General features: G+C 64.2%; 22 protein-coding genes. 15 read left to right on the plus strand and 7 right to left on the minus strand.

Annotation, left to right across the window (positions count from 1 at the left end):
* Positions 1-387: 387 nt before the first annotated feature.
* Together KDB76_RS15890 and KDB76_RS15895 are read left to right on the plus strand one after the other, a co-directional pair.
* Entirely contained in the window at positions 388-1,215 is an 828-nt protein-coding gene (locus KDB76_RS15890) for a DUF932 domain-containing protein (RefSeq protein ID WP_033939133.1), read from the plus strand.
* A gap of 78 nt (positions 1,216-1,293) precedes the next feature.
* Positions 1,294-3,351: a ParB/RepB/Spo0J family partition protein gene (locus tag KDB76_RS15895; RefSeq protein ID WP_212632151.1), complete on the plus strand. Its 2,058-nt coding sequence runs from the start codon at positions 1,294-1,296 to the stop codon at positions 3,349-3,351.
* A 61-nt stretch (positions 3,352-3,412) separates the two neighbouring features.
* Here the strand turns inward: KDB76_RS15895 and KDB76_RS15900 are convergent, their stop codons facing one another.
* The 3 genes from KDB76_RS15900 to KDB76_RS15910 all read right to left on the minus strand — a co-directional run bounded on the left by KDB76_RS15900 (position 3,413) and on the right by KDB76_RS15910 (position 6,109).
* The gene (locus KDB76_RS15900) at positions 3,413-3,700 is read right to left on the minus strand and encodes a putative quinol monooxygenase (RefSeq protein WP_106468520.1); all 288 of its coding nucleotides are present in this window, start codon (positions 3,698-3,700) and stop codon (positions 3,413-3,415) included.
* Between the two features lie 79 nt (positions 3,701-3,779).
* Positions 3,780-4,298, minus strand: a complete 519-nt coding sequence (locus tag KDB76_RS15905; RefSeq protein WP_106468519.1) for an N-acetyltransferase — start codon at positions 4,296-4,298, stop codon at positions 3,780-3,782.
* Between the two features lie 344 nt (positions 4,299-4,642).
* Positions 4,643-6,109: a diguanylate cyclase gene (locus KDB76_RS15910; RefSeq protein WP_106468518.1), complete on the minus strand. Its 1,467-nt coding sequence runs from the start codon at positions 6,107-6,109 to the stop codon at positions 4,643-4,645.
* A gap of 943 nt (positions 6,110-7,052) precedes the next feature.
* Here KDB76_RS15910 and KDB76_RS15915 point away from each other — a divergent pair.
* On the plus strand, positions 7,053-7,367 hold the full coding sequence (locus KDB76_RS15915) for a DUF736 domain-containing protein (RefSeq protein WP_106468516.1): 315 nt from the start codon (positions 7,053-7,055) through the stop codon (positions 7,365-7,367).
* A gap of 47 nt (positions 7,368-7,414) precedes the next feature.
* Here the strand turns inward: KDB76_RS15915 and KDB76_RS15920 are convergent, their stop codons facing one another.
* Positions 7,415-7,705: a helix-turn-helix transcriptional regulator gene (locus tag KDB76_RS15920; RefSeq protein WP_006452450.1), complete on the minus strand. Its 291-nt coding sequence runs from the start codon at positions 7,703-7,705 to the stop codon at positions 7,415-7,417.
* Positions 7,706-7,973: 268 nt separating this feature from the next.
* On the opposite strand from KDB76_RS15920, the gene KDB76_RS15925 reads away from it, so the two are divergent.
* The 4 genes from KDB76_RS15925 (at position 7,974) to KDB76_RS15940 (ending at position 10,719) form a co-directional block, all read left to right on the plus strand.
* The gene (locus KDB76_RS15925) at positions 7,974-8,321 is read left to right on the plus strand and encodes a DUF2958 domain-containing protein (protein WP_199792477.1); all 348 of its coding nucleotides are present in this window, start codon (positions 7,974-7,976) and stop codon (positions 8,319-8,321) included.
* Between the two features lie 346 nt (positions 8,322-8,667).
* Positions 8,668-9,438, plus strand: a complete 771-nt coding sequence (locus KDB76_RS15930; RefSeq protein WP_106468514.1) for a DUF2285 domain-containing protein — start codon at positions 8,668-8,670, stop codon at positions 9,436-9,438.
* A gap of 112 nt (positions 9,439-9,550) precedes the next feature.
* Positions 9,551-9,835 (plus strand): helix-turn-helix domain-containing protein, encoded by a 285-nt coding sequence (locus KDB76_RS15935; protein WP_106468513.1) that lies wholly within the window; start codon positions 9,551-9,553, stop codon positions 9,833-9,835.
* Positions 9,836-9,861: 26 nt separating this feature from the next.
* Entirely contained in the window at positions 9,862-10,719 is an 858-nt protein-coding gene (locus tag KDB76_RS15940) for a replication initiator protein A (protein ID WP_106468512.1), read from the plus strand.
* A 162-nt stretch (positions 10,720-10,881) separates the two neighbouring features.
* Here the strand turns inward: KDB76_RS15940 and KDB76_RS15945 are convergent, their stop codons facing one another.
* A complete protein-coding gene (locus tag KDB76_RS15945; RefSeq protein WP_158704774.1) occupies positions 10,882-11,022 on the minus strand; it encodes a hypothetical protein in 141 nt (46 codons plus the stop codon).
* On the opposite strand from KDB76_RS15945, the gene parA reads away from it, so the two are divergent.
* The 5 genes from parA to KDB76_RS15970 all read left to right on the plus strand — a co-directional run bounded on the left by parA (position 11,021) and on the right by KDB76_RS15970 (position 15,494).
* Positions 11,021-11,659, plus strand: coding sequence for a ParA family partition ATPase (gene parA, locus KDB76_RS15950; protein ID WP_106468511.1), 639 nt, complete (start codon positions 11,021-11,023; stop codon positions 11,657-11,659). The genes KDB76_RS15945 and parA overlap by 2 nt on opposite strands.
* Positions 11,656-11,925: a chromosome partitioning protein ParB gene (locus KDB76_RS15955; protein WP_106469695.1), complete on the plus strand. Its 270-nt coding sequence runs from the start codon at positions 11,656-11,658 to the stop codon at positions 11,923-11,925. The genes parA and KDB76_RS15955 overlap by 4 nt, the downstream gene beginning before the upstream one ends.
* Positions 11,922-12,479 (plus strand): DUF2840 domain-containing protein, encoded by a 558-nt coding sequence (locus tag KDB76_RS15960; protein WP_033938356.1) that lies wholly within the window; start codon positions 11,922-11,924, stop codon positions 12,477-12,479. The genes KDB76_RS15955 and KDB76_RS15960 overlap by 4 nt, the downstream gene beginning before the upstream one ends.
* Positions 12,476-13,063, plus strand: coding sequence for a S26 family signal peptidase (locus KDB76_RS15965; RefSeq protein WP_212632152.1), 588 nt, complete (start codon positions 12,476-12,478; stop codon positions 13,061-13,063). Before KDB76_RS15960 ends, KDB76_RS15965 begins: the two co-directional genes overlap by 4 nt.
* A gap of 448 nt (positions 13,064-13,511) precedes the next feature.
* Positions 13,512-15,494, plus strand: coding sequence for a relaxase/mobilization nuclease and DUF3363 domain-containing protein (locus tag KDB76_RS15970; protein ID WP_212632153.1), 1,983 nt, complete (start codon positions 13,512-13,514; stop codon positions 15,492-15,494).
* Here the strand turns inward: KDB76_RS15970 and KDB76_RS15975 are convergent.
* Together KDB76_RS15975 and KDB76_RS15980 are read right to left on the minus strand one after the other, a co-directional pair.
* Complete coding sequence (locus tag KDB76_RS15975; protein WP_212632154.1) at positions 15,483-15,935, minus strand: MarR family transcriptional regulator; 453 nt, start codon at positions 15,933-15,935, stop codon at positions 15,483-15,485. The genes KDB76_RS15970 and KDB76_RS15975 overlap by 12 nt on opposite strands.
* Entirely contained in the window at positions 15,932-16,480 is a 549-nt protein-coding gene (locus tag KDB76_RS15980; RefSeq protein WP_249206206.1) for a TetR/AcrR family transcriptional regulator, read from the minus strand. The genes KDB76_RS15975 and KDB76_RS15980 overlap by 4 nt, the downstream gene beginning before the upstream one ends.
* Positions 16,481-16,569: 89 nt before the next feature.
* Here KDB76_RS15980 and KDB76_RS15985 point away from each other — a divergent pair.
* From KDB76_RS15985 to KDB76_RS15995, 3 genes are all read left to right on the plus strand, one after another.
* Positions 16,570-17,423 (plus strand): IS5 family transposase gene (locus KDB76_RS15985; RefSeq protein WP_086005488.1). Its coding sequence is split into 2 segments (ribosomal slippage): positions 16,570-16,911 and positions 16,914-17,423, totalling 852 coding nucleotides; the frame shifts between segments, so codons are not numbered across the junction.
* 311 nt (positions 17,424-17,734) lie between these two features.
* Positions 17,735-19,270, plus strand: coding sequence for an efflux transporter outer membrane subunit (locus tag KDB76_RS15990; protein WP_212632284.1), 1,536 nt, complete (start codon positions 17,735-17,737; stop codon positions 19,268-19,270).
* Entirely contained in the window at positions 19,267-20,841 is a 1,575-nt protein-coding gene (locus tag KDB76_RS15995; protein WP_249206207.1) for an MFS transporter, read from the plus strand. The genes KDB76_RS15990 and KDB76_RS15995 overlap by 4 nt, the downstream gene beginning before the upstream one ends.
* Positions 20,842-20,848: the final 7 nt, after the last annotated feature.

Below are 20,848 nucleotides of genomic sequence, written 5' to 3' on the forward strand. Positions count from 1 at the left end.
GCCTCCGGCCCGGCTTCCAGCTCCGGGCCTGCGCGCTTCGCTTGCGTGCGGTCGGCACACAGGGATGGCCGTTGCCATGTCCAGCCGTCTCCCCTGACCTCATCACCTTGTCCGCGACTGTAGCCCGCGGCCGTGTGCCGTCAAGGCGCGCAGGGCCGTGTCCTCGGCTGCGCCTGCGGGCCGCACCAACCCTGCGCTTTCCTCCTTGACGGCCCCCGTCCGCGCGCTCCTGACCGTCGCGGGCGATGAACTCAGGAAAGACGGTGGCAACAGGGCCAACCGGGTTCCTCGTGCCGACCGCACCGAACAGCCGAAAGGCTGGGCTCCGAATCTAGGAATCCGGTGTGCGGTTTGAACAGCAAACCCTTCTTTGTCAGGAGAAAGACCATGCAACTCGCATCCCGATTCGCTTCCCGTTCCCCCTCGCTGCGCAGCGATTACCCGCTGTCCGATGACCAGATTCACCGCGTGGCCCCGTCCATCTTCGCGGATGCCCCGCATGAGAGCCGTTCCGAGCGGTACGCCTACATCCCCACGTCCGCCGTGCTGGCCGAGCTTCGCAAAGAAGGATTCCAACCCTTCATGGCTTGCCAGACCCGCGTGCGCGATGAAGGCAAGCGCGAGCACACCAAACACATGCTGCGCCTGCGCCATGCCAGCCAGATCAACGGCGCGGAAGCCAACGAAATCGTCTTGCTCAATTCCCATGACGGAACGAGCAGCTATCAGATGCTGGCCGGCATGTTCCGGTTCGTGTGCAGCAATGGCCTTGTCTGCGGCGACACCGTGGCAGACGTGCGCGTGCCCCACAAAGGCGACGTGGCCGGTTCCGTCATCGAAGGCGCTTACGAAGTCTTGCGTGGCTTCGACCGCGTGAAGGAATCCCGCGATGCCATGCGCGCCATCACCTTGAACGATGGCGAATCCGAAGTGTTCGCCCGCGCCGCGCTGGCCCTCAAGTACGACGACCCCGACAAGCCCGCGCCCATTACCGAATCGCAAATCCTGATGCCGCGCCGGTTCGATGACCGCCGCCCGGACTTGTGGAGCGTGTTCAACCGCACGCAAGAAAACCTGACCCAAGGCGGCCTGCGCGGGCGCAGCGCCAACGGACGCCGCCAGCAAACCCGCCCGGTGCAGGGCATCGACCAGAACATCCGCCTCAACCGTGCGCTTTGGCTGCTGGCCGATGGCATGCGCCAGTTGAAAGCCTGAATCCCCACGCGGCTGGGGCAGGCAGCAGCCCTTGCCGCTTTCTTCGCTGCTGCATCCCAACCGCAAGGAGTTATCACCATGAATGCCATTACCCAAACCGAAGCCCGCGCCATTCAAGCCCACGCGCTGGAAGCCGCCGACCCGACCAAGAACCTGATTCTGGTGCCGCTGTCGCGGCTGGTGTCGCGGCCCACTGGCCGCAACGTGCGCAAGACCCCGCGCATGTCCATCCCCGAACTCGCCGCCAGCATCCAGCGTGTCGGCCTGCTGCAAAACCTGATCGTGATTGCCGCCGCCGATGGCGAGCATTACGAAGTCGTGGCAGGTGGCCGTCGCCTCGCTGCGTTGAAGTTGTTGGCGAAGAAGCACCGCATCAGCAAGGAATGGGAGGTGCCTTGCCTGCTGGTGGCCGATGCCACCGCCCGCACGGCCAGCTTGACCGAGAACGTACAGCGCGAAGCCATGCACCCTGCCGACCAGTTCGAGGCATTCGCCGCGCTGGTGGCCGAAGGCCGCCCCATCGAGGACATTGCAGCGGATTTCAGCGTCACGCCGCTGGTGGTGCAACGCCGCTTGAAACTCGCCAACGTCTCGCCGCGCCTGCTGGCCGACTACCGCGCCGAGGCCGTCTCGCTCGATCAGTTGATGGCCCTTGCCATCACCGACGACCACGCCGCGCAGGAGGCCGCGTTCTACGATGCGCCGACGTGGCAGCGCCATCCGTCCCACTTGCGCGAACGCCTGACCGAGCGCGAAATCGACGCCCACCGGCATCCGCTGGTGCGCTTCGTCGGGCTGGACACCTACGAGCGCGAAGGCGGCGGCATTCGCCGCGACCTGTTCGCGGAAGGCGATAAGGGCGTGTATCTGGCCGACGCCGCGCTGCTGGAGCGGCTGGCGCAAGACAAGCTGGCGGGCATCGCCGCCGAAGTGAAGGCCGAGGGCTGGGCATGGGTGGATGCCACGCCCGGCATGACCCATGCCGACCTGCACGCCTTCCAGCGCGCCCCGCAGGAACGCCGCAGCCCGAACAAACGCGAAGCGCAGCGCATCGAGAAGCTGCAAGCCAAGCTGCACGAACTGGCCGAAGCCGTGGATGCCGCGCTGGACGCCGACGACGAGGAAAAAGCCGATGCCTTGCAGGAAGAAGGCGAAACCCTGGGCGAACAGTTGCAGACGCTGGAAGATGGCTTGCAGGACTACGCCACGAACGTGAAGGCCGCAGCCGGTGCCATCGTCACCATCGACCGCAACGGCGAAACCGTGATTCATCGCGGGTTGATGCGCGAAGCCGAAGCCAAGGCGCTGCGCACGCTGGAACGCTTGCGGCAGGGTTTCGGCAGCGAAGGCGAAGCCGCGAACGACGAAGAAGGCGAGAACGACGAGCAGCCCAAGACCGCCGCCATGTCCGACCGGCTGGCGCAGCGGTTGAGCGCCCACCGCACCGCCGCGCTGCAAATCGAAGTCGCACGGCATCCGCAAGTCGCGCTGGCCGCGCTGGTGCATGGCATGGTGCAGACCGTCTTGCAGGACAGCCATTACGGCCACGATTTGCCGCTAGGCGTGAGCCTGAAAGTGCAAGGCCGGCTGGAAGGCATGGCCTCCGACTGGCCCGAGTCGCCCGCCGCCGTGGCCCTGCGCGAATTGCAGCAGGTCGCGGGCGAAGCGCTGCCGCAGGACAGCGCCGAACTGTTCGCCGCGCTGCTGGCGATGGAGCAAGGCGAACTGGTGCGGCTGCTGGCGGTATGCGTGGCGGCGACCGTGGACGTGGTGACGCCTCGCGCCACGACGCACCAGCCGGGCGCGGAACTGGCGCAGGCCGTGGGGCTGGACATGGCGGCATGGTGGAAGCCGACCGCAGAAGGCTACTTCCGGCATGTGCCGAAGGCCGTGATTCTGGAAGCCGTGGGCGCGTTCGCGCCATCGCACGTCACCCGGCTGGCGAAGCTCAAGAAGGCCGACATTGCCAGTGAAGCCGAACGGCTGGCCGATGGCACCGGCTGGATGCCCGCCATTTTCCGCGCCGAAGCCCCGCAGCAGGACGCGCAGGCCGTGGCGGCGGATGCGGGCGCGGAAGCGCCGGAGGATGCCGCCGCCGTGGCGGATGAGCCGCAGGCCGAGGCGCTGGCCGCGTGACCTTGCACCGCAGATAAGCGCCCCGGTTCCGGCCGGGGCGCTTCGGCGTGTCAGGCTTGGCTTACTCGAAGGCACCCATGAGCAGATAGGTTCCAGGCGACCGTTGATGCTTATCTATCAGTGGCACCAATCTCTTGAAATGCTCGGTATTGCAGTGTGCATCCAACGCAGCACGATCAGGCCATTCCTCTATGAAGATAAAGTGTCCAGGGTCTTTCTCGTCGATGAAAAGCTCGTAAGACACGCACAACGGTTCTTCTTTGGTTTTCTCGACAAGCTCCCGATACAGGGGAATGACATTCTCGATGCACTCTGGCTTGATGAAGTCTTGGGCAATCACTTTGAGCATTAGTCATACATCCGGCTATTTGGCATAGCGGTCATTCGTTCCATAGTCTAAAACGCCATGCCGCCGCCTTCGCGCTGGCTCAGGCGGCGGCGTTGAAGGCATCGCTGTAGTGCGCGATGCCTTCCGGCACTGTCCCATGCAGGGGCAGCGCCATGAAATAGCCGGGCGGCACGCCCGGCAGTTGCAGCCCCGCATGGGCCTGAAAGCCAAACCGCGTGTAGTACGCGGGATCGCCCAGCAGTACGCAGCCTGCGGCCCGCATGGTTCGCAGTTCGGTCAGCGCCTGTTCCACCAGGCGCGAACCGATGCCTTGCCCCTGCCTTTGCGGTAGGACGGAGATTGGCCCCAACCCGTACCAACCATCAGCCTTCCGTCCTTGGTCATCGGTAATCATGACGGGGGACAGTGCGACGTGGCCGACGACCTGCCAATGTTCCTCGGCCACGATGGAAAGCGTCAGTTCATTGGCTGCACGCAAGGCGCACACGATGAACTGCTCAGTGTGGCTGGTGTGCGGTGCATCGGCAAAAGCGGCAATCGTGACGGCTTCGATGGCTGCAATATCGTCCGTGGTTTCGTGTCGGAGCTGGATGGTCATGTGCTTATCTTGGGTTTCTTACTGAAAATATAGAACGACCTGGGCGTGTCGGCGCCATGCGCCACCGGGCTTTCGGGCTGCGCCCCGTGCCGCCGGTGGCGTCACGGCCATTCGGCTTCAATCCCTCACGCCTTCGCGCCTGCGGCGCTGCGCGCTCCGCTTGCGAGATAGCCAGCGTCCCGACGCAATAGGTGGAGCGTGGGCGGCTACGCCCCGGCTTGCTGCGGCAGGTTGTGCGAAAGCGTGCCGTCCCCGACGCTGGCGGTTCGTCGCCGGTAATTCTGGAACCGCAGACTGCAGCCCCCAATGCGCCCGTATAGGAGTTCTGCGGACGCGCGAACCCGCTAACTGTGCTCGCGGAAGCAATTGCGCCCCTCGCGCTTGGCACAATACAGCGCACGATCCGCATCCCGGATCAGGGCTGCAGATGAATAACTCCCAGGAATGGCCGTCGCCGCGACACCGATGCTGATCGTCACTACACCATGAGAGCTTCCTGCGTGTTCAATGCCCAGTGCCTTGATGCGCGACACAGCTTCCTGCGCCATGCGGCAGGCCACGGCAAGCCCGCATCCCGGCAGCAAGATCGCGAACTCTTCACCACCATAGCGAGCTACAAGGTCTTCGGGCCGATGGACAATCGAACTCAATTCATGAGCAACCCTGCGTAGACATTCGTCACCTTCCTGGTGGCCGTATCGATCGTTGAAGCCTTTGAAGTGATCGACGTCGATCAGCAGAATACTCCCCATGGTTGGCACCAGTGGGGCGGCCTGAAGCATCGCTGCGAGGTGATTGTCAAAGGCTCGCCGGTTGGCAACCAGCGTCAGCGCGTCCGTTCTCGACTCTTCGATCAGCTTGATTTCATTGCCGAGGGTCTCGATCAATTTACGATCCAGCCATAGGGCAGCCCCTAGCAGAAGCATGACGATAAGCCCTCCACCGACGGCCCCCATGGTGATCAATAGCGGCATGGTCGAAAGCGCTTCGTCCCCGTCCAAACCGACTACGAGGCATAAGTCGTAGGGGGGAACAGGAGCGGAAGCAGCGATTATGAGGTTCCTGTGTCTATCCTTCGCTGACACAGAGCTGGCCTGCCAGGTCGTCCGGGTTGCATCTGACTTGCACTGATCGCCATTCTGCGCCACTTCATTATTCAGTCTGGAGGAAAGCAAGACGACGCCATCGCTATTCACGAGGTTGATCAACCCCTGCGGGCCCAAGTCGAATTGCTGGTAAAGCGCTTCGAAATAGCTTGTTTTGAAACTGATGAGCACGACGCCGCCAAACGTGTCGTCCGGTTTATTGAAGCGTCGGCTGATGGTCAGAATGCGCTCGCCGTCCATGCGTGAAAGGATGGGCTTACCCACGTAAGATTGATCGTCATCGTGATTCTGATGAAAAACAAAATAATCACGATCGGAATTATTGGCGAGAGCGACACCCTCCTGTTTCGGTGAAAGCACCCAATTTCCATGCTCGTCGTACACGAAAATACCTTGAATCCGATCTGATCGCCCCAACTGCCTGAGAACCAGAGCATGAAGCTTCTCGGGATCGATTCGCGCAGCTCCTTCCATTAGATCGACCATCGGGCCCAATGTCGCATCGGCCATTTTGAAGGTGTCATCAAGCTGCCTGGCAAGCGAGATCGCCAAATTTTCTGCGTTGTCTTCGGCGTGATCGATGGCGGCAGCACGCCCTGCAATAATGGATAGAATCACTACACCAATCACCGCGCAGCAGGCTGAAAAGATGACGGCATGCAACACGAAGCGATGAAGCCGCTGTTTGATTTTCTTGCTTATCATTGCAAACTCATTATTCGATGGGCCAAACAGTAACCCTGTCCAGAAACAAAATCAGATTCAGTTGACGACCTCAAGCCGATGCAAAGGCCAGAGGGCATCAGGGCTGTTGGCCCATCCCCATTCAAGCGATGCCCAACCTCAACGAAATTTACACAAAGCAAAGACCGTTCGGAAGTTTCCCACTGATGGGAACCTCCAAGAACCGGCCGTTCCATTAAACTCTGAGTCCCCGAACCACAGGGCTGTCAGCGCATGTTCAGCCTATTTGCCGTGCGCGCGCCATAAGCCCCACCTTCAAATGACCTGAAGTGCCAGAGTCATTTTCGATCCAATTGGTGGCCCGGGCCTGAACCAACTCGCCGAAGCCGCATGAGCAGTGCGAGAGCAGCGCGCCCGCCGCAACAGGCCTGCGCGGGCCTACGCAGCGACTTGCTGCGGCAGGTTGTGCGAAAGCGTGCCGTCCTCGACGCTGGCGGTTCGCGCCTGTACGTCACAAAGGACGGTTCACCGACACGCCACCCGGCCTCGCTATGGAGCATCCACGCCACGCCTCAAGCATGTTGCCGCAAGCAGCGGCAAGGGGCGTTCTTGCTTGCCGTTGGGCTGTTGGCCTTGCCCGCGTCAGGGCGCAAGCCGGTGAAGCCGTCACTCGGGGATGCCGAGTCGGCCACGTCTCCATTCGGGAGTGGGCGGCCCGTGCGTCCTTGGCTTGTCGTGAATCCTGGCGAGGGAACGGCTGCGCCTTGGGCTTCATGGCCGCAACCTTCCAGCGAAAACAATTTCCCCGCCGCTGCGCGGCTTCCTCGCGCAGCAAATTCTTTTCGCTTCCAGGTTCTCCACGGTGTTGCGACCGCTGCGCGGTGCGGCCAGCCCATCCCCCGCCGGCCGGATCACAACAAGGACGCACTGGCGCGACCTTGTTCAACCCGAAAGGAGAAACATCATGGCAAACATCGGCACCTTCACCGCAGAGAAAGACGGCTTCACCGGCACGCTTCGCACCCTGACGCTCAACGTCAAGGTCAAGCTGGTTCCCAACGACAAGGGCGACAGCGAGAACGCCCCCGATTTCCACCTCCAGGCGGCCGGCCACGAGGTCGGCGCGGCGTGGAAGAAGACCAGTGAGGCCGGGCGCGAGTACCTGTCCGTGAGCATCGACGATCCTTCGTTCCCGGCGACGGTGTATGCCCGCCTGATCGAGAACGAGGACGGCACGCACGACCTGATCTGGTCGCGCAGCAAGCCCAAGGCGGCCTGACGGCCGCAGCGCCCCGCCCGTTGCGGCGGGGTGTTTCCTTCCAGCGGCTATGCCTCGGCGGCTTGAAGTCGGCTTTCCGCCTCGGCCATCAGTACCGCGGTACTGCATTCCAGCGCACCGGCGATCTTGAAGATCACCGCCAGGGTCGGCGCATGTTCGCCGCGCTCGATCTTGCCCATGTGCGAGCGCTCGATGCCCGCCAGGTTGGCCAGCGTCTCCTGGGCGATGCCGCGTTCCGTACGCAGCGCACGCACCGCCGCGCCGAAGGCCTGGGCCAATTCGGCGTCGAAGGTAGTGGCACCGACTGGTCGGCCGCGCTGGACGGGTCGCTTCTGCATAGACAGAAGCGTCGATTCGCAACACAATTAAAACCACGTTATCTTTAACTCATTCATCCAATCTCACCTGTTTTCGTGCCTTTACAGAAATCCGCCTCGGCGGATTTCTTCAAAAGCGGAGAGCCTGATCCGTGTCTTTCCTGACTTCCGTACATGCGCCTTCGTGCCTCTACGCTTCTGCGGATGCGTGGACTTGCGCATCTGTGCATCCGTGCGGAAACGGGGATACGCTTCGGCGGCTTCGTTCATTCGTGGAAGGGACACGGCCGTGATCCCGCTTGTCACCGATGAAGAACGGGCGCGGTTGCTGGCCAACGGCCAGGCCCGCGCCACCGGGCAGGACACCGATCCGGTGCCGACTGTGCGGCTGTTCACCCCGGACGCGCACGCGACCTGGTTGCTGGCCTCGCTCGATCCCGCCGATGGCGATACGGCCTACGGCCTGATCGACCTGGGGATCGGGATGCCCGCCTTGGGGACGGTGAAGTTGTCCGACCTGGCTGCCATCGTCGGGCCGCGCAAGCTGCCGGTGCGGCGGGATCGGTATTTCCAGGCGGCACGCCCGCTGTCGGAGTACGTCCGGCTGGCGCAGGAGAACGGCTCGATCACGGACTGATCGAACCCTGCGCAGTCCGTCCAGCCGGGACGCATTGTGACTATTTCGGTCTTAGTCGAGACCGTGCGGGTCTGATTCCGCACTCTTGCACCGAAGCGGTGCGACTGTGTTGGAAACAGTCACGATCTTTGGCGCGGGCTGCGGCACGGTGTCCAGTGCTGCGCACCATTTTCCGGCGGTGCAGCCGTCGCGTTCAGACGATTTTGGCAATGCACCGGAGCGAATCGGTCTTGACACCACAAGTTACAGCTTACCCCGATCTTGATGGCAGTTTGATGTTGAAACGGTAGCTCCCGCAAGCCGCAATCCATAGCGACGTTCCTGCTGATCGACAGGAGGCTGCGTCATGGCTGATTCGAGCGCCGCACACTGGTATCCGACCGCAGCGTATCTCTACACGCTGCATCTCGATGGCCCCGCGCTGGCGTGGGAGTACCTGCGCAGGAATCCCGACTACCGGCGCGACTGGCTGCGCCGTCGCCGCCAGCCGGACGCGGCGCAGGCTTGGGGCCTGCGCCTGTTGGAAGATCCCGCCCTGGATGCGCGTGACGCGCATCCGGCCTGGTTCCCCGACCACGATGCCGTGGTGCAGCTTTACCCCGATGCCGATCCGCCACCCGATGCCTATGCCTTCGAGTTCTGGCGCGTCCCAGGCCGCAAGCACCTGATCCACGACGGCAAGCGCCTGGTGCTGGTGTCGCACTGGCCGGGCTGCTGCCTGCGACTCGCCCTCGGGCCAGGGATGGAAGACGGCATGGCCTACCTGTACGCGACCCGCGCCTGCGCCACGCCTTGCGCGCGCTATCGCACGCTCGCGGCCGAACTGGACGCCCTGGCCGTGGCGACGGCTGCCGCGCCTGCGGCGGCGGCCCGTTCCCGGCCCACGCCCACCGCGCTGCTGGAACTGCACACATTCCAGGCGCTCGACGCGACCCTGACGGGCGCGTCCTTGCGCGAGGTGGCCGAAGGGCTGTTCGGCGCGGATGCCGTCGCGGCCGACTGGCACAAGGACAGCGCCTTGCGTGCCCGCGTGCGGCGGCTGGTGCGTCGTGGCGAGGCGCTGATGCGCGGCGGTTATCGCCGCCTGGCGCAGCTTCCGCCAGTTGCACCGCATTAGGGGGGGGCGTTTCGCGCCCCCTGCAAATCGTCCCTTAGCAGGAAGCCTTGCTTTCTTGAAAGTGCCTCTATCCGGCCGCGTGGTGTGGCCGGGCTTGATGGAGGTACATCCCATGCGACCTGCTCCCTTGCGGCCTGCCGCCGCTGCTGTCGCTGCGCCCGCGCAGCCCCAACGCTACCTGACCAACGACGAGGCCGCCGAATATCTGCGCCTCAGCCCGCGCACGCTGGAGAAACAGCGCGTGATCGGCGGCGGGCCGAAGTTCCGCAAGTTCGGCCGTCGCGTCATGTACGCGGTGTCCGACCTCGACGCCTGGGCCGATGCGCGCAGTTTCGATGCCACGTCCGACCCCGAGTATGCCGAGCGCCATGCGGGTGACTACCGTGATCGCCGCTGATCGTTGGTTCACGGGTGGCCGCCGTCATGTCCAGTCCCGCGCTGCCGTCCCGGCAGCGGCCGGCACAGGAGCGCGAACAGCTCGACCTGTTCCGCGCCTTGCCCGGCGACATGGCGCCGCGCGACAGCCAGGACTTGATGGCCTATCCGTTCTTCTCGCTGGCGAAGTCGCGGCGCACGGCGCCGATCGACTTCCGTGCCGGCAACGTGACGATCCGCGTGGAAGGCACGCAGGAACACGGCATCGCCACCATCTGGGATGCCGACATCCTGATCTGGGCGGCCTCGCAGATCGTGGAGGCGAAGGATGCGGGCCTGCGGCCGTCGCGGCTGATGCGCGCCACGCCCTACGAGATCCTGCGCTTCATCGGGCGAGGCAAGTCGCTGCGCGACTACCAGCGCCTCAAGGCCGCGCTGGATCGCCTGCAATCGACCACGGTGGCCACATCCATCCGCGAGACGACCGGGCGACGCCTGCACCGCTTCTCGTGGATCAACGAGTGGAAGGAGCTGGCCGATGCCAGCGGCACGCCGCTGGGTATCGAGCTGATCCTGCCGGATTGGTTCTATGCGGGCGTGCTCAATGCGGCCCTGGTGCTGACCATCGACCCGGCGTATTTCCGGCTCACCGGCGGTATCGAGCGCTGGCTGTACCGCCTGGTGCGCAAGCACGGCGGCAAGCAGGAATACGGCTGGCAGTTCGACTTCCGCTACCTGCACCAGAAATCCGGCAGCACCGCCAAGCCCTACGACTTCGCCTGCGACCTGCGCGCACTGGTGGCGCGGCAGTCGCTGCCCGGCTACGTCCTGGGCATCGAGCGGATGCCGGACGACGGAACGGAGCTGCTGACCTTTCGGCCCGTGCCGCCTACGGCACGGGGATAACTTCGGGACAAGCTGTGAATGGTGTCGTGCTATCAGGCGTGCGGGGTATCGTGCTATCAGGCGTGGCACTATCGTGCTATCAGGCGTGCCAATCGGCCGCAAACCCGCGCCAGCACTGGGTTTTCTCGCCCTCTAACATTACTAACTTAAATTCTCTAACTTTTAGTAGAGAAGCGCCGTTTCGGTGGACAACTGCCGAAAGGCAAAAAGCGCCGCAGTACCGAAGGCAAAGGCAGACCAAAAACCAACCCCGTTCGGCAAGGCAAAACCACGCTGGCTTTCCAGTTCGGAGGGCCGCGCCATGATCGTCGCCTTGCTCAACCAGAAAGGCGGCGTCGGCAAGACCACGCTCGCAACCCACATCGCTGGCGAGCTGGCGATGCGTGGGCAATCGGTCGTCCTGCTGGACGCCGACCCGCAAGGTTCCTCACTGGACTGGACGCAGCGCAGAAGCCAGCAGGGCTTGCCACGATTGTTCAGCGCCGTGGGCCTCGCCCGCGAGACGCTACACCAGGAAGCCCCAGAACTCGCCAGGCGGGCCGATCACGTCATCATCGACGGGCCACCCAGGATCGCCGCCTTGGCGCGCTCCGCGCTGCTGGCGGCCGAGCGCGTGCTGATCCCCGTGCAGCCCAGCCCCTACGACCTGTGGGCCAGCGCCGAGATGGTGGCACTGATCCGCGAGGCCCAGGTGTTCCGGCCTGCGCTGCGCGCGGCCTTCGTCATCAACCGCCGCGTCAGCACCACGGTGATCGGTCGGGAGGCGCGGCAGTCGCTGGCCGAACAGCCGCTGCCGGCACTGCGCGCCGAGGTTCGCCAGCGCATCGTCTTCGCCGACAGCGTGGCCGCCGGTCGGCTCGCACGCGAGACGGCGCCGGACAGCGCCGCCGCACGCGAGATAGCCGCGCTGGTGGACGAACTGCTGCGGTGGCCGACATGACTGCAAAGCCATCACGCAGCAAGCGCGTCGGCATCGGTGCGCGTCCGCCCGCGAATCCGCACGCCGAGGCGTGGATTCGCCAGGGCGACGCCGATGCGCTCAACAAGGGCGACCTCTACACCGCACGCCTCACGCTCGACGTGACGCCCGCGCTACGCGCGCGCATCAAGATCGCCGCCTTCGGCCAGGGCGTGACCGTGGCCGAAATGCTGCGCGGCCTGCTGGAACGGGAGTTTCCCGACAAGCGCCCGGAGAACCTGCCATGAACGCATCCGTTCTGCCTGCCGCTCACGCGGCGACGGCTGCACCGGCTACTGCGTCGCTGCCTTCGCTTTCGACGCTCGCCGGCGAGGCCGGCAACGTGCCACTGACGCGCGTATCGCTGGCCTACATCGAACCGCGCTTCAAGCTCTACCTGCGCTTCGGCGAACCGGCGCGCACGCTCCAGCTCGATCGCTGGCGGCGCTGCGCGGTGTTCCTGCCGCGTGCAATGTTCTGCCGTGTGCGCTGGCAGGCCAACGACTACGGCACGATCCGCTGGCAGCTCATGGTGATGCAGGCTGGCACCCCGCTGGATGCCTTGCAGCGCATCCCCGGCGTGCGGCCCGGCGCGCGCCTGCTGCTGCACGCCGAAGGCGAGAACTCGGTGCGCGCCGTGCTGGAACGCATCGACGCCATCGAGGCGCTGGGCATCGCCCCGTCTGCCGTCTCGCCCGCGTACTGGCGCACGCTGGGCAACCGGCTCGCGGCGCGCCTGCCGCTGCCCGAATACACCGCCGAGCGGCATACCGCCTGGCTCGCCGGGAAGGTGCTGCCATGACGACCGTTTCCACTTCATCCGCCTCGCCGCGTCCTCGCTCGCGCCTGCGCGCTCGCATCGTGCTGGCGGGCTTCGCCGCCGTCGGCCTCGCTGCGCTGGCCTGGGCGGCGTTCGTGCAACCGCTGCCGCGCCTGATCTACAACCCGTCCGACAGCGTAGCGGTCGGCTGGTATCGCGTCGATCCACTCGACCATCGGCCCGCCTCGCTGCCACGTCCGTTGTCCGTGGGCAGCATCGTCCTGACCCGATTGCCTGCCGACGCTGCCGCGCTCGCTGCGCAGCGCGGCTACCTGCCGGCTCACATTCCGCTGCTCAAGCGCGTGGGTGCAGTCGCGCCGCAACACGTCTGCATCGTTGCCGGTCAGGTTCGCATCGACGGCGTGCCGGTGGCTGCCGCGCTGCCTGCCGACCGGCTGGGCCGCCCGCTGCCATCCTGGCAGCATTGCCGGCCGCTGGCCGACGGCGAGCTGTTCCTGTTGAGCGTGGCGAATCCGGCGTCGTTCGACAGCCGCTATTTCGGCCCGGTCAGCGCATCCGCCGTGATCGGCATCGCGCATCCGGTCTGGCTGGAGTCCCGCCCATGAAGACCGCCGATTCGCTGCACGTCGCCGTGCATTTCATCGTGCCATCGGGCATGTCGTCCTGCTGTTCGTCGCCGTGTCGTCGCGCGTGCAGTGCGGGTGCATTCGCACCGCACTTCGCGCTGCCTTCGGCGCAGCCGTCCAACGTGCAGGCGTCTTGCCTCGAATGCGCCTGGCCTGCGGCCATTGGCGCGTTTGCCGGCGGGCTGGCTGCAAGCAGCGCAGCGCCGCCGGGCCGCCGACGCCCGGAGCGACAGCGAAGGGCAAAGGCGGAAGGCAAGACAAAAGGACGCGGCACCGGGCCTCGTCGAAAGCCAGTCTGCACATGGGGGTGGCGCGGCACGCAGCGGCTTCGCCACCGTGCCGCTTGGGGCGCGAGGCCCGCGCCAATGCAGGCATGTCCGCGTGCTTCGCACGACCGGACACGCCAGAGCTTGCAGGGAGCGCAACCATGACCGACCGCCGCGACGATGATTTCCGCATCCGCCCCAGCGCCCCAAAGAACCGGGGCCAGGGCTTCGTCTCCAAGGTGCTCAAGCAGGCGGGCAAGGCCAGCGGCGGTAAGTTCTCGGTGCGCCGTCCCGCAGGCAGCAGCGGCAGCGCACGCGCTGGCCAGCGGCCCGGCTCGCGCCTGGGGCGCGGCCACACGGCGGCGCGCTTCGCCGGGGCGAAGCTGACGCCCATGTCGCGGCGCGTGACCATCAAGACGCTGCTGGTCAACCAGCGCAACGCCAGCCCGCAATCGCTCGCCAAGCACCTGCGCTACATCGAGCGCGATGGCGTGGGCCGCGATGGCGAGCCGGGCCAAGCCTACGGGCCGCAGACCGATGCCGCCGACCTCGATGCGTTCAAGGAACGCTGCGCCGACGACCGGCACCACTTCCGCTTCATCCTCTCGCCCGAGGATGGCGCTGAACTGGAGGACTTGCGCACCTATACGCGGCACCTCATGGGCCGCATGGAGGCCGACCTGGGCACGGGCCTCGATTGGGTGGCCGTCAACCACTGGAACACCGACAACCCGCACACGCACATCGTCGTGCGCGGGCGCGACGACACCGGCAAAGACCTCATCATCGCGGGCGACTACATCGCGCACGGCTTCCGCCATCGCGCCGCCGAACTGGCGACCGAATGGCTGGGGCCACGCACCGAGCTGGATATCCAGCAGACCTTGCAGCGCGAGGTGGAGCAGGAGCGGTGGACGAGCCTGGATCGCACGCTCAAGCGCGAGCCGGGCGACGATGGCCTGGTGCATGTCGAACGGCTCAACGAGCCGAGGTTGCAACGCCAGCGCCTGCTGCTGGTCGGCCGCCTGCAACGCTTGCAGCGCCTGGGCCTGGCCGATGAAACGCAGCCCGGCACCTGGGCCGTCCATGCCGACGCTGAAAAGACCCTGCGCGCCTTGGGCGAGCGCGGCGACATCATCCGCACCATGCAGCGGGCCATGCGCGGCGAGCCGCGCGAGCTGGCGGTTTTCGAGCCGAGCGACAACGGCCGAACCATCCTCGGCCGCGTGGCCGCGAAGGGGCTGGCCGACGAGCTGCGCGACCGGGGCTATCTGGTCATCGACGGCGTGGACGGCAAGGCCCACTACGTCGCGCTGAACGCCCGCGACGAGCTGGCGAACTATCCGACCGGCGCCGTGGTGGAGGTGAAGGGATCGGCCGACGTGCGCGCGGCCGACAAGAACATCGCCGCGCTGGCGAGCGATGGGCTGTACCGCACCGATCATCACCTAGCGATTGAGCAAGGCCGAGCCAAGCCCGGCCGTGACCCGCAGGAAGTCGTCGCGGCCCACGTCCGCCGCCTCGAGGCTCTGCGCCGGGCCGGCATCGTGGAGCGCGTGGCCGAAGGGCTATGGAAGGTGCCGGACGACCTGGCCGAGCAGGGCCGCCGCTACGACGCGCAGCGCCTAGGCGGCGTAGCCGTGGAACTGAAATCGCACCTACCCATCGAGCGGCAGGCCCGCGTGATCGGGGCCACCTGGCTCGACCAGCAATTGATCGGCGGCGGCTCGGGCCTGGGCGACCTGGGCTTTGGCAGCGAGGCCAAACAGGCGATGCAGCAGCGCGCCGACTTCCTGACCGAACAGGGGCTGGCCGAGCGGCGCGGGCAGCGCGTGATCCTCGCCCGGAATCTGCTGGGCACGTTGCGCAACCGGGAACTGGCGCAGGCCGCCAAAGACATTGCTGCCGAAACCGGCCTGGAGCATCGGCCGGCAGCGGACGGGCAGCGCATGGCCGGCATTTACCGGCGCAGCGTCATGCTCGCCAGCGGGCGCTACGCCATGCTCGATGACGGCATGGGATTCAGCCTGGTGCCGTGGAAGCCGGTGATCGAGCAGCGGCTGGGACAGCAGCTAGCCGCAACGGTGCGCGGCGGCGGGGTGTCGTGGGAGATTGGGCGGCAGCGTGGGCCGTCAATCAGCTAGTGCCAATCCGTGTATTTCGCTTTGTTTGAAAGCCTCCGTCAGTTCCAAGAGCGCGCACTGCCAATGTGACGTCAGCTCACGTATCGCGTTGCTTCCATGTTCAGTTAGAACAATTTCGATAACTCTTCGATCATGCGTGCGATCCACACGCTCTTGCGCCGCTCTTTGGATCATGTCCTTGTGCTCAAGACGGTCTAGCAGCCTTGTAACCGAAGCCGAATCGACTGCAAGGCTACGAGCCAAAGTGCTAGGCGTACATGCTGGAGCGGCAGAAATATGGTGTAGTGCCATCACCTGCACAGCGGTCAAACCAAACGGAGCAGCGACGCCGTTCAGCACTTGATTCCTTGCTGTGAAAAGCCGCGTGATGGCCGTGCAAAGTTCCATCACCTTAAGGGCGTCATCTGATTTCTTCGTACCGATTGCCCCATTCGGCATCATGATTGGGAGCGCTTATTGGGCGAGTCTTCACCGCGACCATAGGCACGCATGAATGTCACCACGGCTGCGTTCGCCCACTGGTCAATCTGCGCCGAGGAAGGTGCGGCATCCGGATGAGTCAGGCACTGAAGCTGGGGTTCGCCGCGAACCAAGTTGATGAACAGGCTCGCGGCAGTATCACGGCCAATTTCTCCAAGATCGACTTCACCGGAAGCTGCCGCGCTGGCCAACTGCCCGGCCACCAACGTCGTCATGACCTGCGGGCCGGCGAGGTAAAACGCTCGTGCGAGCTTGGGGAAGCGCGGACCTTCGGCGATCACGACGCGGAACATAGCCAACCCGCCTGGCGAGAGCACGATGTCTAGATAGGCCCGAGCCAACCTGGTCAACGTCTCTCGCAGCTTCCCGGGACGGAACTCGATGCCATGCACGGTGTTCGTGAACGCGGCACATTCGGCTTCGATCACCGCCGTAAAGAGTGCTTCCTTGTTCGCGTAGTGCGCATAGACAGTGGACTTGGACACTCCAGCCTCGCGCTGGATCATGTCGGTTGTTGCTGCACTAGGCTCTGTACGTAAACCCAAGAAATACGATTTTCTGTAAAATACACCGCCATTAAAGCCAGGAGGCCAAGATGGCAAAGCGGTATGAACTTCCCGACGCAGCCTGGGATCTGGTTGCAGATATCTTCACCAAAAATCAGCGCACCGGGCGCCCTCGGGCCGATGATCGCCTGATGCTAAACGGTATTCTCTGGGTGCTTTGCTCTGGCGCAGCCTGGCGAGACATGCCCGAACGATTCGGCCCTTGGTCAACGATCTATCAACGGTTCCGGGGATGGCGTGATTGCGGAGCTTTTGATCAGATGCTCAAGCGTCTTCATATCCGATTGAATGAGCAGGGTTTGATTGACTTGGAAACATGGATGATCGACTCCACTGCCGTACGAGCAACCCGGGCCTCATCAGGTGCCGGGAAAAAAGGGGATTTGAAGAACCGCAAGACCACGCGCTCGGGCGCAGCCGGGGTGGCCTGACGACCAAGATTCACATGCTGTGCGACGCCAATGGTGTGCCTCTGCGTTTCCTGTTGTCAGGCGGACAAGCCAGCGATATAGCCTATGCCCAACCGCTACTCGATCAGGCTTGCATACCCAGCCTGCGCGGTCGCCCACGCAAGCGTTGCCGCTGGTTGCTGGCTGACAAGGGTTACGACGCTGAAGCGCTGCGCCAGTATTGTGATCGTTATCGCATGCAGCCAGTCATTCCGTTGCGAAGCATGAAGCGCAAAACCAAGCCAGGATTGCCTCGACTTTTTGATCGCCCCAAATATCGGCAGCGCAACATCATCGAACGCATGTTTGGCTGGCTGAAGGAGAACCGTCGCATCGTGACGCGCTTCGACAAGCTCGCAACAAGTTTTGCGGCGATGGTCTCATTGGCCTGCGCTATGCGGTGCTTGCGACAATACTTTACGTACAGAGCCTAAATCCATGGGTCAGGAAGACGTTGCGCGCAGCACGCAAGACGGTGAGGGCCTTGGCGTTCAACTCGCCGCTGCTCGGTGGCGGGTCGGTCATGACTTGATTGGTGCGTCGCATCTGATTGGATTGAAGGTTTTGACCCGGTGATCTAGATTAGATATAGTACAAAACCGCTCGGTTCGAGTCAACTTTGACAACCGCCTCATGGGCATCTTCGATTATGAAGACGCCTGAATTCTTCTGTGGCTGGTCGGCTTTATCCTTGAAGAATTATCGAACCGAGCGGTTCGGTACACTTTCATATTTGGTGAACTTCATGACGTCACAACCGCTGCTCTCACAACTGCTGCGACAGGCAGGCATGGCGCTCTGCACGATCTCACTGGTCGGTTGCGCGGTTGGCCCTGACTTCGTGAAACCCGACGACAGGCTCGCGGCCGCTCAACTGTCGCCCAGGGTCGACTACGCGCAGCCCCAGGAAACATCCGCCGCCAGCCTCCCTTCTTCGTGGTGGATCTTGTTCAACGATTCCGTTCTGACGGATCTGCAATCCCGGGCGCAGACGAGCAACCTGAACTTGCAGATCGCCGCCGAGCGCATCGAGCAAAGCCGGGCGCAATTAGGGATTGCCTCTTCGCTGCTGTTACCCAGCGTGGGAGCCTCGGCGGGCTACACCCGCGAGGCCATTAGCGAGCATGGCAAGTTCGCCGCGTTGGGCGCACCGACGAGCGCGAGCGATTTCTGGCAGTTGGGCTTCGACGCCAGTTGGGAACTCGACCTATGGGGCCGTGCGAGGCGATCACGCGAAGGTGCCGCCGCAGCTTTCGAGGCCACCGTGTACGAGCGTGAGGCGGCACGAGTGGCCCTGTCCGCCGAAGTAGCTCGCGCTTATCTCCAGTTGCGCGGGACACAAGCGCAACTGGACATCACCCGACAGAACTTGGAAGTGGCCGACCGCACCCTCCGCCTTGCCGAAAGTAGGGAGCGCAACGGCGTCGCCACACGCTTTGAAACCTCCTCGGCACGTGCGCAATTGGCAACAATCCAGGCGCTGGTGCCCGAACTGACCCAGCGCCGCAATGCCTTGATGAACGCGCTTGCGTTGCTGCTGGGAGAGGAGCCGCGTGCCCTCGATGCGCAGTTGCTCCAAGCGATGCCTTTGCCTTCGCTTCCCTCCAACGTGCCTGTGGGCCTGCCTTCCGAACTGGCACGCAAGCGGCCAGACATACGGCGCGCCGAAGCCCAGCTCCATGCCGCGACAGCGGCCATCGGCGTCGCCAAGGCTGACTTCTATCCACGAATCGGCTTGCGGGGAAGAATCGGCGTCGAAGCCTTCGAGTTCAACGACCTGGACAGTTGGGATTCCCGGTTCTTCTCCGTCGGCCCCACGGTCTATCTTCCCATCTTCCAGGGCGGGCGTCTGAAGCAGCGCCTTGCGCTGAACGAGGCACGGCAAAGAACTGCCGCCATCGCCTACCGGCAGACGGTGCTGCAAGCCTGGCATGAAGTGGACAACGCCCTGGACGCCTGGGCAGCCCAGCAGAACCGCCATACCGAACTGCTGGTTTCGTATGAGCAGAACAAGCAGGCGCTGCATGTTGCCGAGCGCGGCTATCAGGAAGGCGCTGCCGACTACCTGAATGTCCTGGCCGCGCAGCGCGGCGTCCTCGCCAGCCAGACCAGCCTCAATGCCAGCGCCACCAACGCCGCGCTCACCCTGGTCAATCTCTACAAGTCGCTGGGCGGTGGCTGGGACCCTGATGCACTCACATCCGGGCGACAGGCCAGTGGCGATGCACCTCTGACGACCACCACATCGCCGGCCAGCTTGCAATCAAAGGTTGACCAATGAGTGCCGCAGCGTTGCAGCCGACAGCGGCGCCACCCGCACCTGCTGCTGCGGCAGCCCCGCCGAAGCGGGCGATTGCCGGGTTGGTCGGCATCCTCATCGCGGCCATGATGGCCGGACTGAACAACCGCGTGGGTGCGTTGGCACTGGCGGACGTGCGTGGCGCGCTGGGCTTCGGCCTGGACGATGCCTCCTGGCTCACCACCGTCTATAGCGCGGGTGAAATGATCGCCCTGCCGTTCTCGGCATGGTTCGCCATCACCCTCTCGCTGCGCCGATTCGAGCTGTGGATGATCGGTGTATGCACCTTGCTGGCGGTGTGCATCCCCTTCATCCATGACCTCGATCTGCTGCTGGTCATGCGTTTCCTGCAAGGCATCGCCAGCGGCACGATGATTCCCGTGCTGATGATGGCGGCGTTGAAATTCCTGCCGCCTCACATCCGGCTGCACGGACTGGCGCTGTATGCACTGACGGCCACCTTCGCGCCGAACCTTTCGATCTGGCTGGCGGGGCAATGGACCGATGGCCTGTTCGATTGGCGCTGGGTGTACTGGCAGATTCTTCCGCTCGCGGCCATTGCCGCCTTGTTGATCGGATGGGGCCTGCCGAAAGACCCGATCCAGACAGACCGCTTCCCGCAGGCCAACTGGCCCGGCCTGGCTTTCGGCATACCGGCATTTGCCCTGATTACCGTCGCCCTGGATCAGGGCGTGCGGCTGGACTGGTTCAACTCCCCCCTCATCGTCGTCTCATTGGTGGCCGGGCTGACGCTGCTGGCGGCCTATCTGCTGACGGAGTGGTATCACCCGGCGCCGTTCATCAAATTGCAGATGCTCAGTCGCCGCAACCTGGCGTTGGGCTTCACCTTGTTCTTCTGCCTTCTTGTCGTGCTGAACTCTAGCGTGATGTTGCCGATGACCTATCTTGGGCCGCTCCAGAGCTACCGGCCGCTTCAGATGGCACCGATCGGCCTGATCGTCGCGCTGCCTCAACTTATCCTGGGTTTCGTGGTGGCGCTGTTCCTGTACCGGAAATGGGTCGATGCCCGATTCGTGTTTGCGGGCGGCCTGCTGCTGATCGCCTTGGCGTGCTTCTTTGGTGCGCAACTGACTTCCGACTGGAACCGCGACCAGTTCGTGCTGACGCAGACGCTGCAAGCCTTCGGCCAGCCCATGGCCGTTGTCTCGCTGCTGTTCCTGTGTACCAGCGTCGTGCACCCCAGCGAAGGCCCGTATGTGTCGGGGAACATCAACACGCTGCGCGCCCTGGGCTCGGTATTCGGCGGCGCGATGGTCGGGCAGCTCGTGACCGTAAGGCAGCGGTTCCACGCCGAGATGCTGCTGGATCACGCCGCGTTGGTAGGCAACTCCGTTCCGCTTGCCCCGGAGCCCGCTCAACTGATGGGAATCATCGGCCAACAGGCACTGGTGCTGTCGGTCGCGGATGCCTATCGCGTGCTGGGCGTTCTGGCGCTGGTGATGGTTCCCTTCGTACTGCGGCTGACCTACATTCCCGCGCCCGACTTGCAGGCCCCCGCTTCTCATTCCACACCGTCGTCGTCCCAAGGATAGTTTCACC

This window comes from Pseudomonas sp. JS425 (assembly GCF_018223845.1).
GTDB lineage: Bacteria > Pseudomonadota > Gammaproteobacteria > Pseudomonadales > Pseudomonadaceae > Aquipseudomonas > Aquipseudomonas asiatica.

What these genes read in the sequence shown, in the direction of transcription:
- KDB76_RS15890 (WP_033939133.1), top strand. Translation starts at nt 388, where the DNA reads ATGCAACTCGCATCCCGATTCGCTTCCCGTTCCCCCTCGCTGCGCAGC.
- KDB76_RS15895 (WP_212632151.1), top strand. Translation starts at nt 1,294, where the DNA reads ATGAATGCCATTACCCAAACCGAAGCCCGCGCCATTCAAGCCCACGCG.
- KDB76_RS15900 (WP_106468520.1), bottom strand. Translation starts at nt 3,700, where the DNA reads ATGCTCAAAGTGATTGCCCAAGACTTCATCAAGCCAGAGTGCATCGAG.
- KDB76_RS15905 (WP_106468519.1), bottom strand. Translation starts at nt 4,298, where the DNA reads ATGACCATCCAGCTCCGACACGAAACCACGGACGATATTGCAGCCATC.
- KDB76_RS15910 (WP_106468518.1), bottom strand. Translation starts at nt 6,109, where the DNA reads ATGATAAGCAAGAAAATCAAACAGCGGCTTCATCGCTTCGTGTTGCAT.
- KDB76_RS15915 (WP_106468516.1), top strand. Translation starts at nt 7,053, where the DNA reads ATGGCAAACATCGGCACCTTCACCGCAGAGAAAGACGGCTTCACCGGC.
- KDB76_RS15920 (WP_006452450.1), bottom strand. Translation starts at nt 7,705, where the DNA reads ATGCAGAAGCGACCCGTCCAGCGCGGCCGACCAGTCGGTGCCACTACC.
- KDB76_RS15930 (WP_106468514.1), top strand. Translation starts at nt 8,668, where the DNA reads ATGGCTGATTCGAGCGCCGCACACTGGTATCCGACCGCAGCGTATCTC.
- KDB76_RS15935 (WP_106468513.1), top strand. Translation starts at nt 9,551, where the DNA reads ATGCGACCTGCTCCCTTGCGGCCTGCCGCCGCTGCTGTCGCTGCGCCC.
- KDB76_RS15940 (WP_106468512.1), top strand. Translation starts at nt 9,862, where the DNA reads ATGTCCAGTCCCGCGCTGCCGTCCCGGCAGCGGCCGGCACAGGAGCGC.
- parA (WP_106468511.1), top strand. Translation starts at nt 11,021, where the DNA reads ATGATCGTCGCCTTGCTCAACCAGAAAGGCGGCGTCGGCAAGACCACG.
- KDB76_RS15945 (WP_158704774.1), bottom strand. Translation starts at nt 11,022, where the DNA reads ATGGCGCGGCCCTCCGAACTGGAAAGCCAGCGTGGTTTTGCCTTGCCG.
- KDB76_RS15955 (WP_106469695.1), top strand. Translation starts at nt 11,656, where the DNA reads ATGACTGCAAAGCCATCACGCAGCAAGCGCGTCGGCATCGGTGCGCGT.
- KDB76_RS15960 (WP_033938356.1), top strand. Translation starts at nt 11,922, where the DNA reads ATGAACGCATCCGTTCTGCCTGCCGCTCACGCGGCGACGGCTGCACCG.
- KDB76_RS15965 (WP_212632152.1), top strand. Translation starts at nt 12,476, where the DNA reads ATGACGACCGTTTCCACTTCATCCGCCTCGCCGCGTCCTCGCTCGCGC.
- KDB76_RS15970 (WP_212632153.1), top strand. Translation starts at nt 13,512, where the DNA reads ATGACCGACCGCCGCGACGATGATTTCCGCATCCGCCCCAGCGCCCCA.
- KDB76_RS15975 (WP_212632154.1), bottom strand. Translation starts at nt 15,935, where the DNA reads ATGATGCCGAATGGGGCAATCGGTACGAAGAAATCAGATGACGCCCTT.
- KDB76_RS15980 (WP_249206206.1), bottom strand. Translation starts at nt 16,480, where the DNA reads ATGATCCAGCGCGAGGCTGGAGTGTCCAAGTCCACTGTCTATGCGCAC.
- KDB76_RS15990 (WP_212632284.1), top strand. Translation starts at nt 17,735, where the DNA reads ATGACGTCACAACCGCTGCTCTCACAACTGCTGCGACAGGCAGGCATG.
- KDB76_RS15995 (WP_249206207.1), top strand. Translation starts at nt 19,267, where the DNA reads ATGAGTGCCGCAGCGTTGCAGCCGACAGCGGCGCCACCCGCACCTGCT.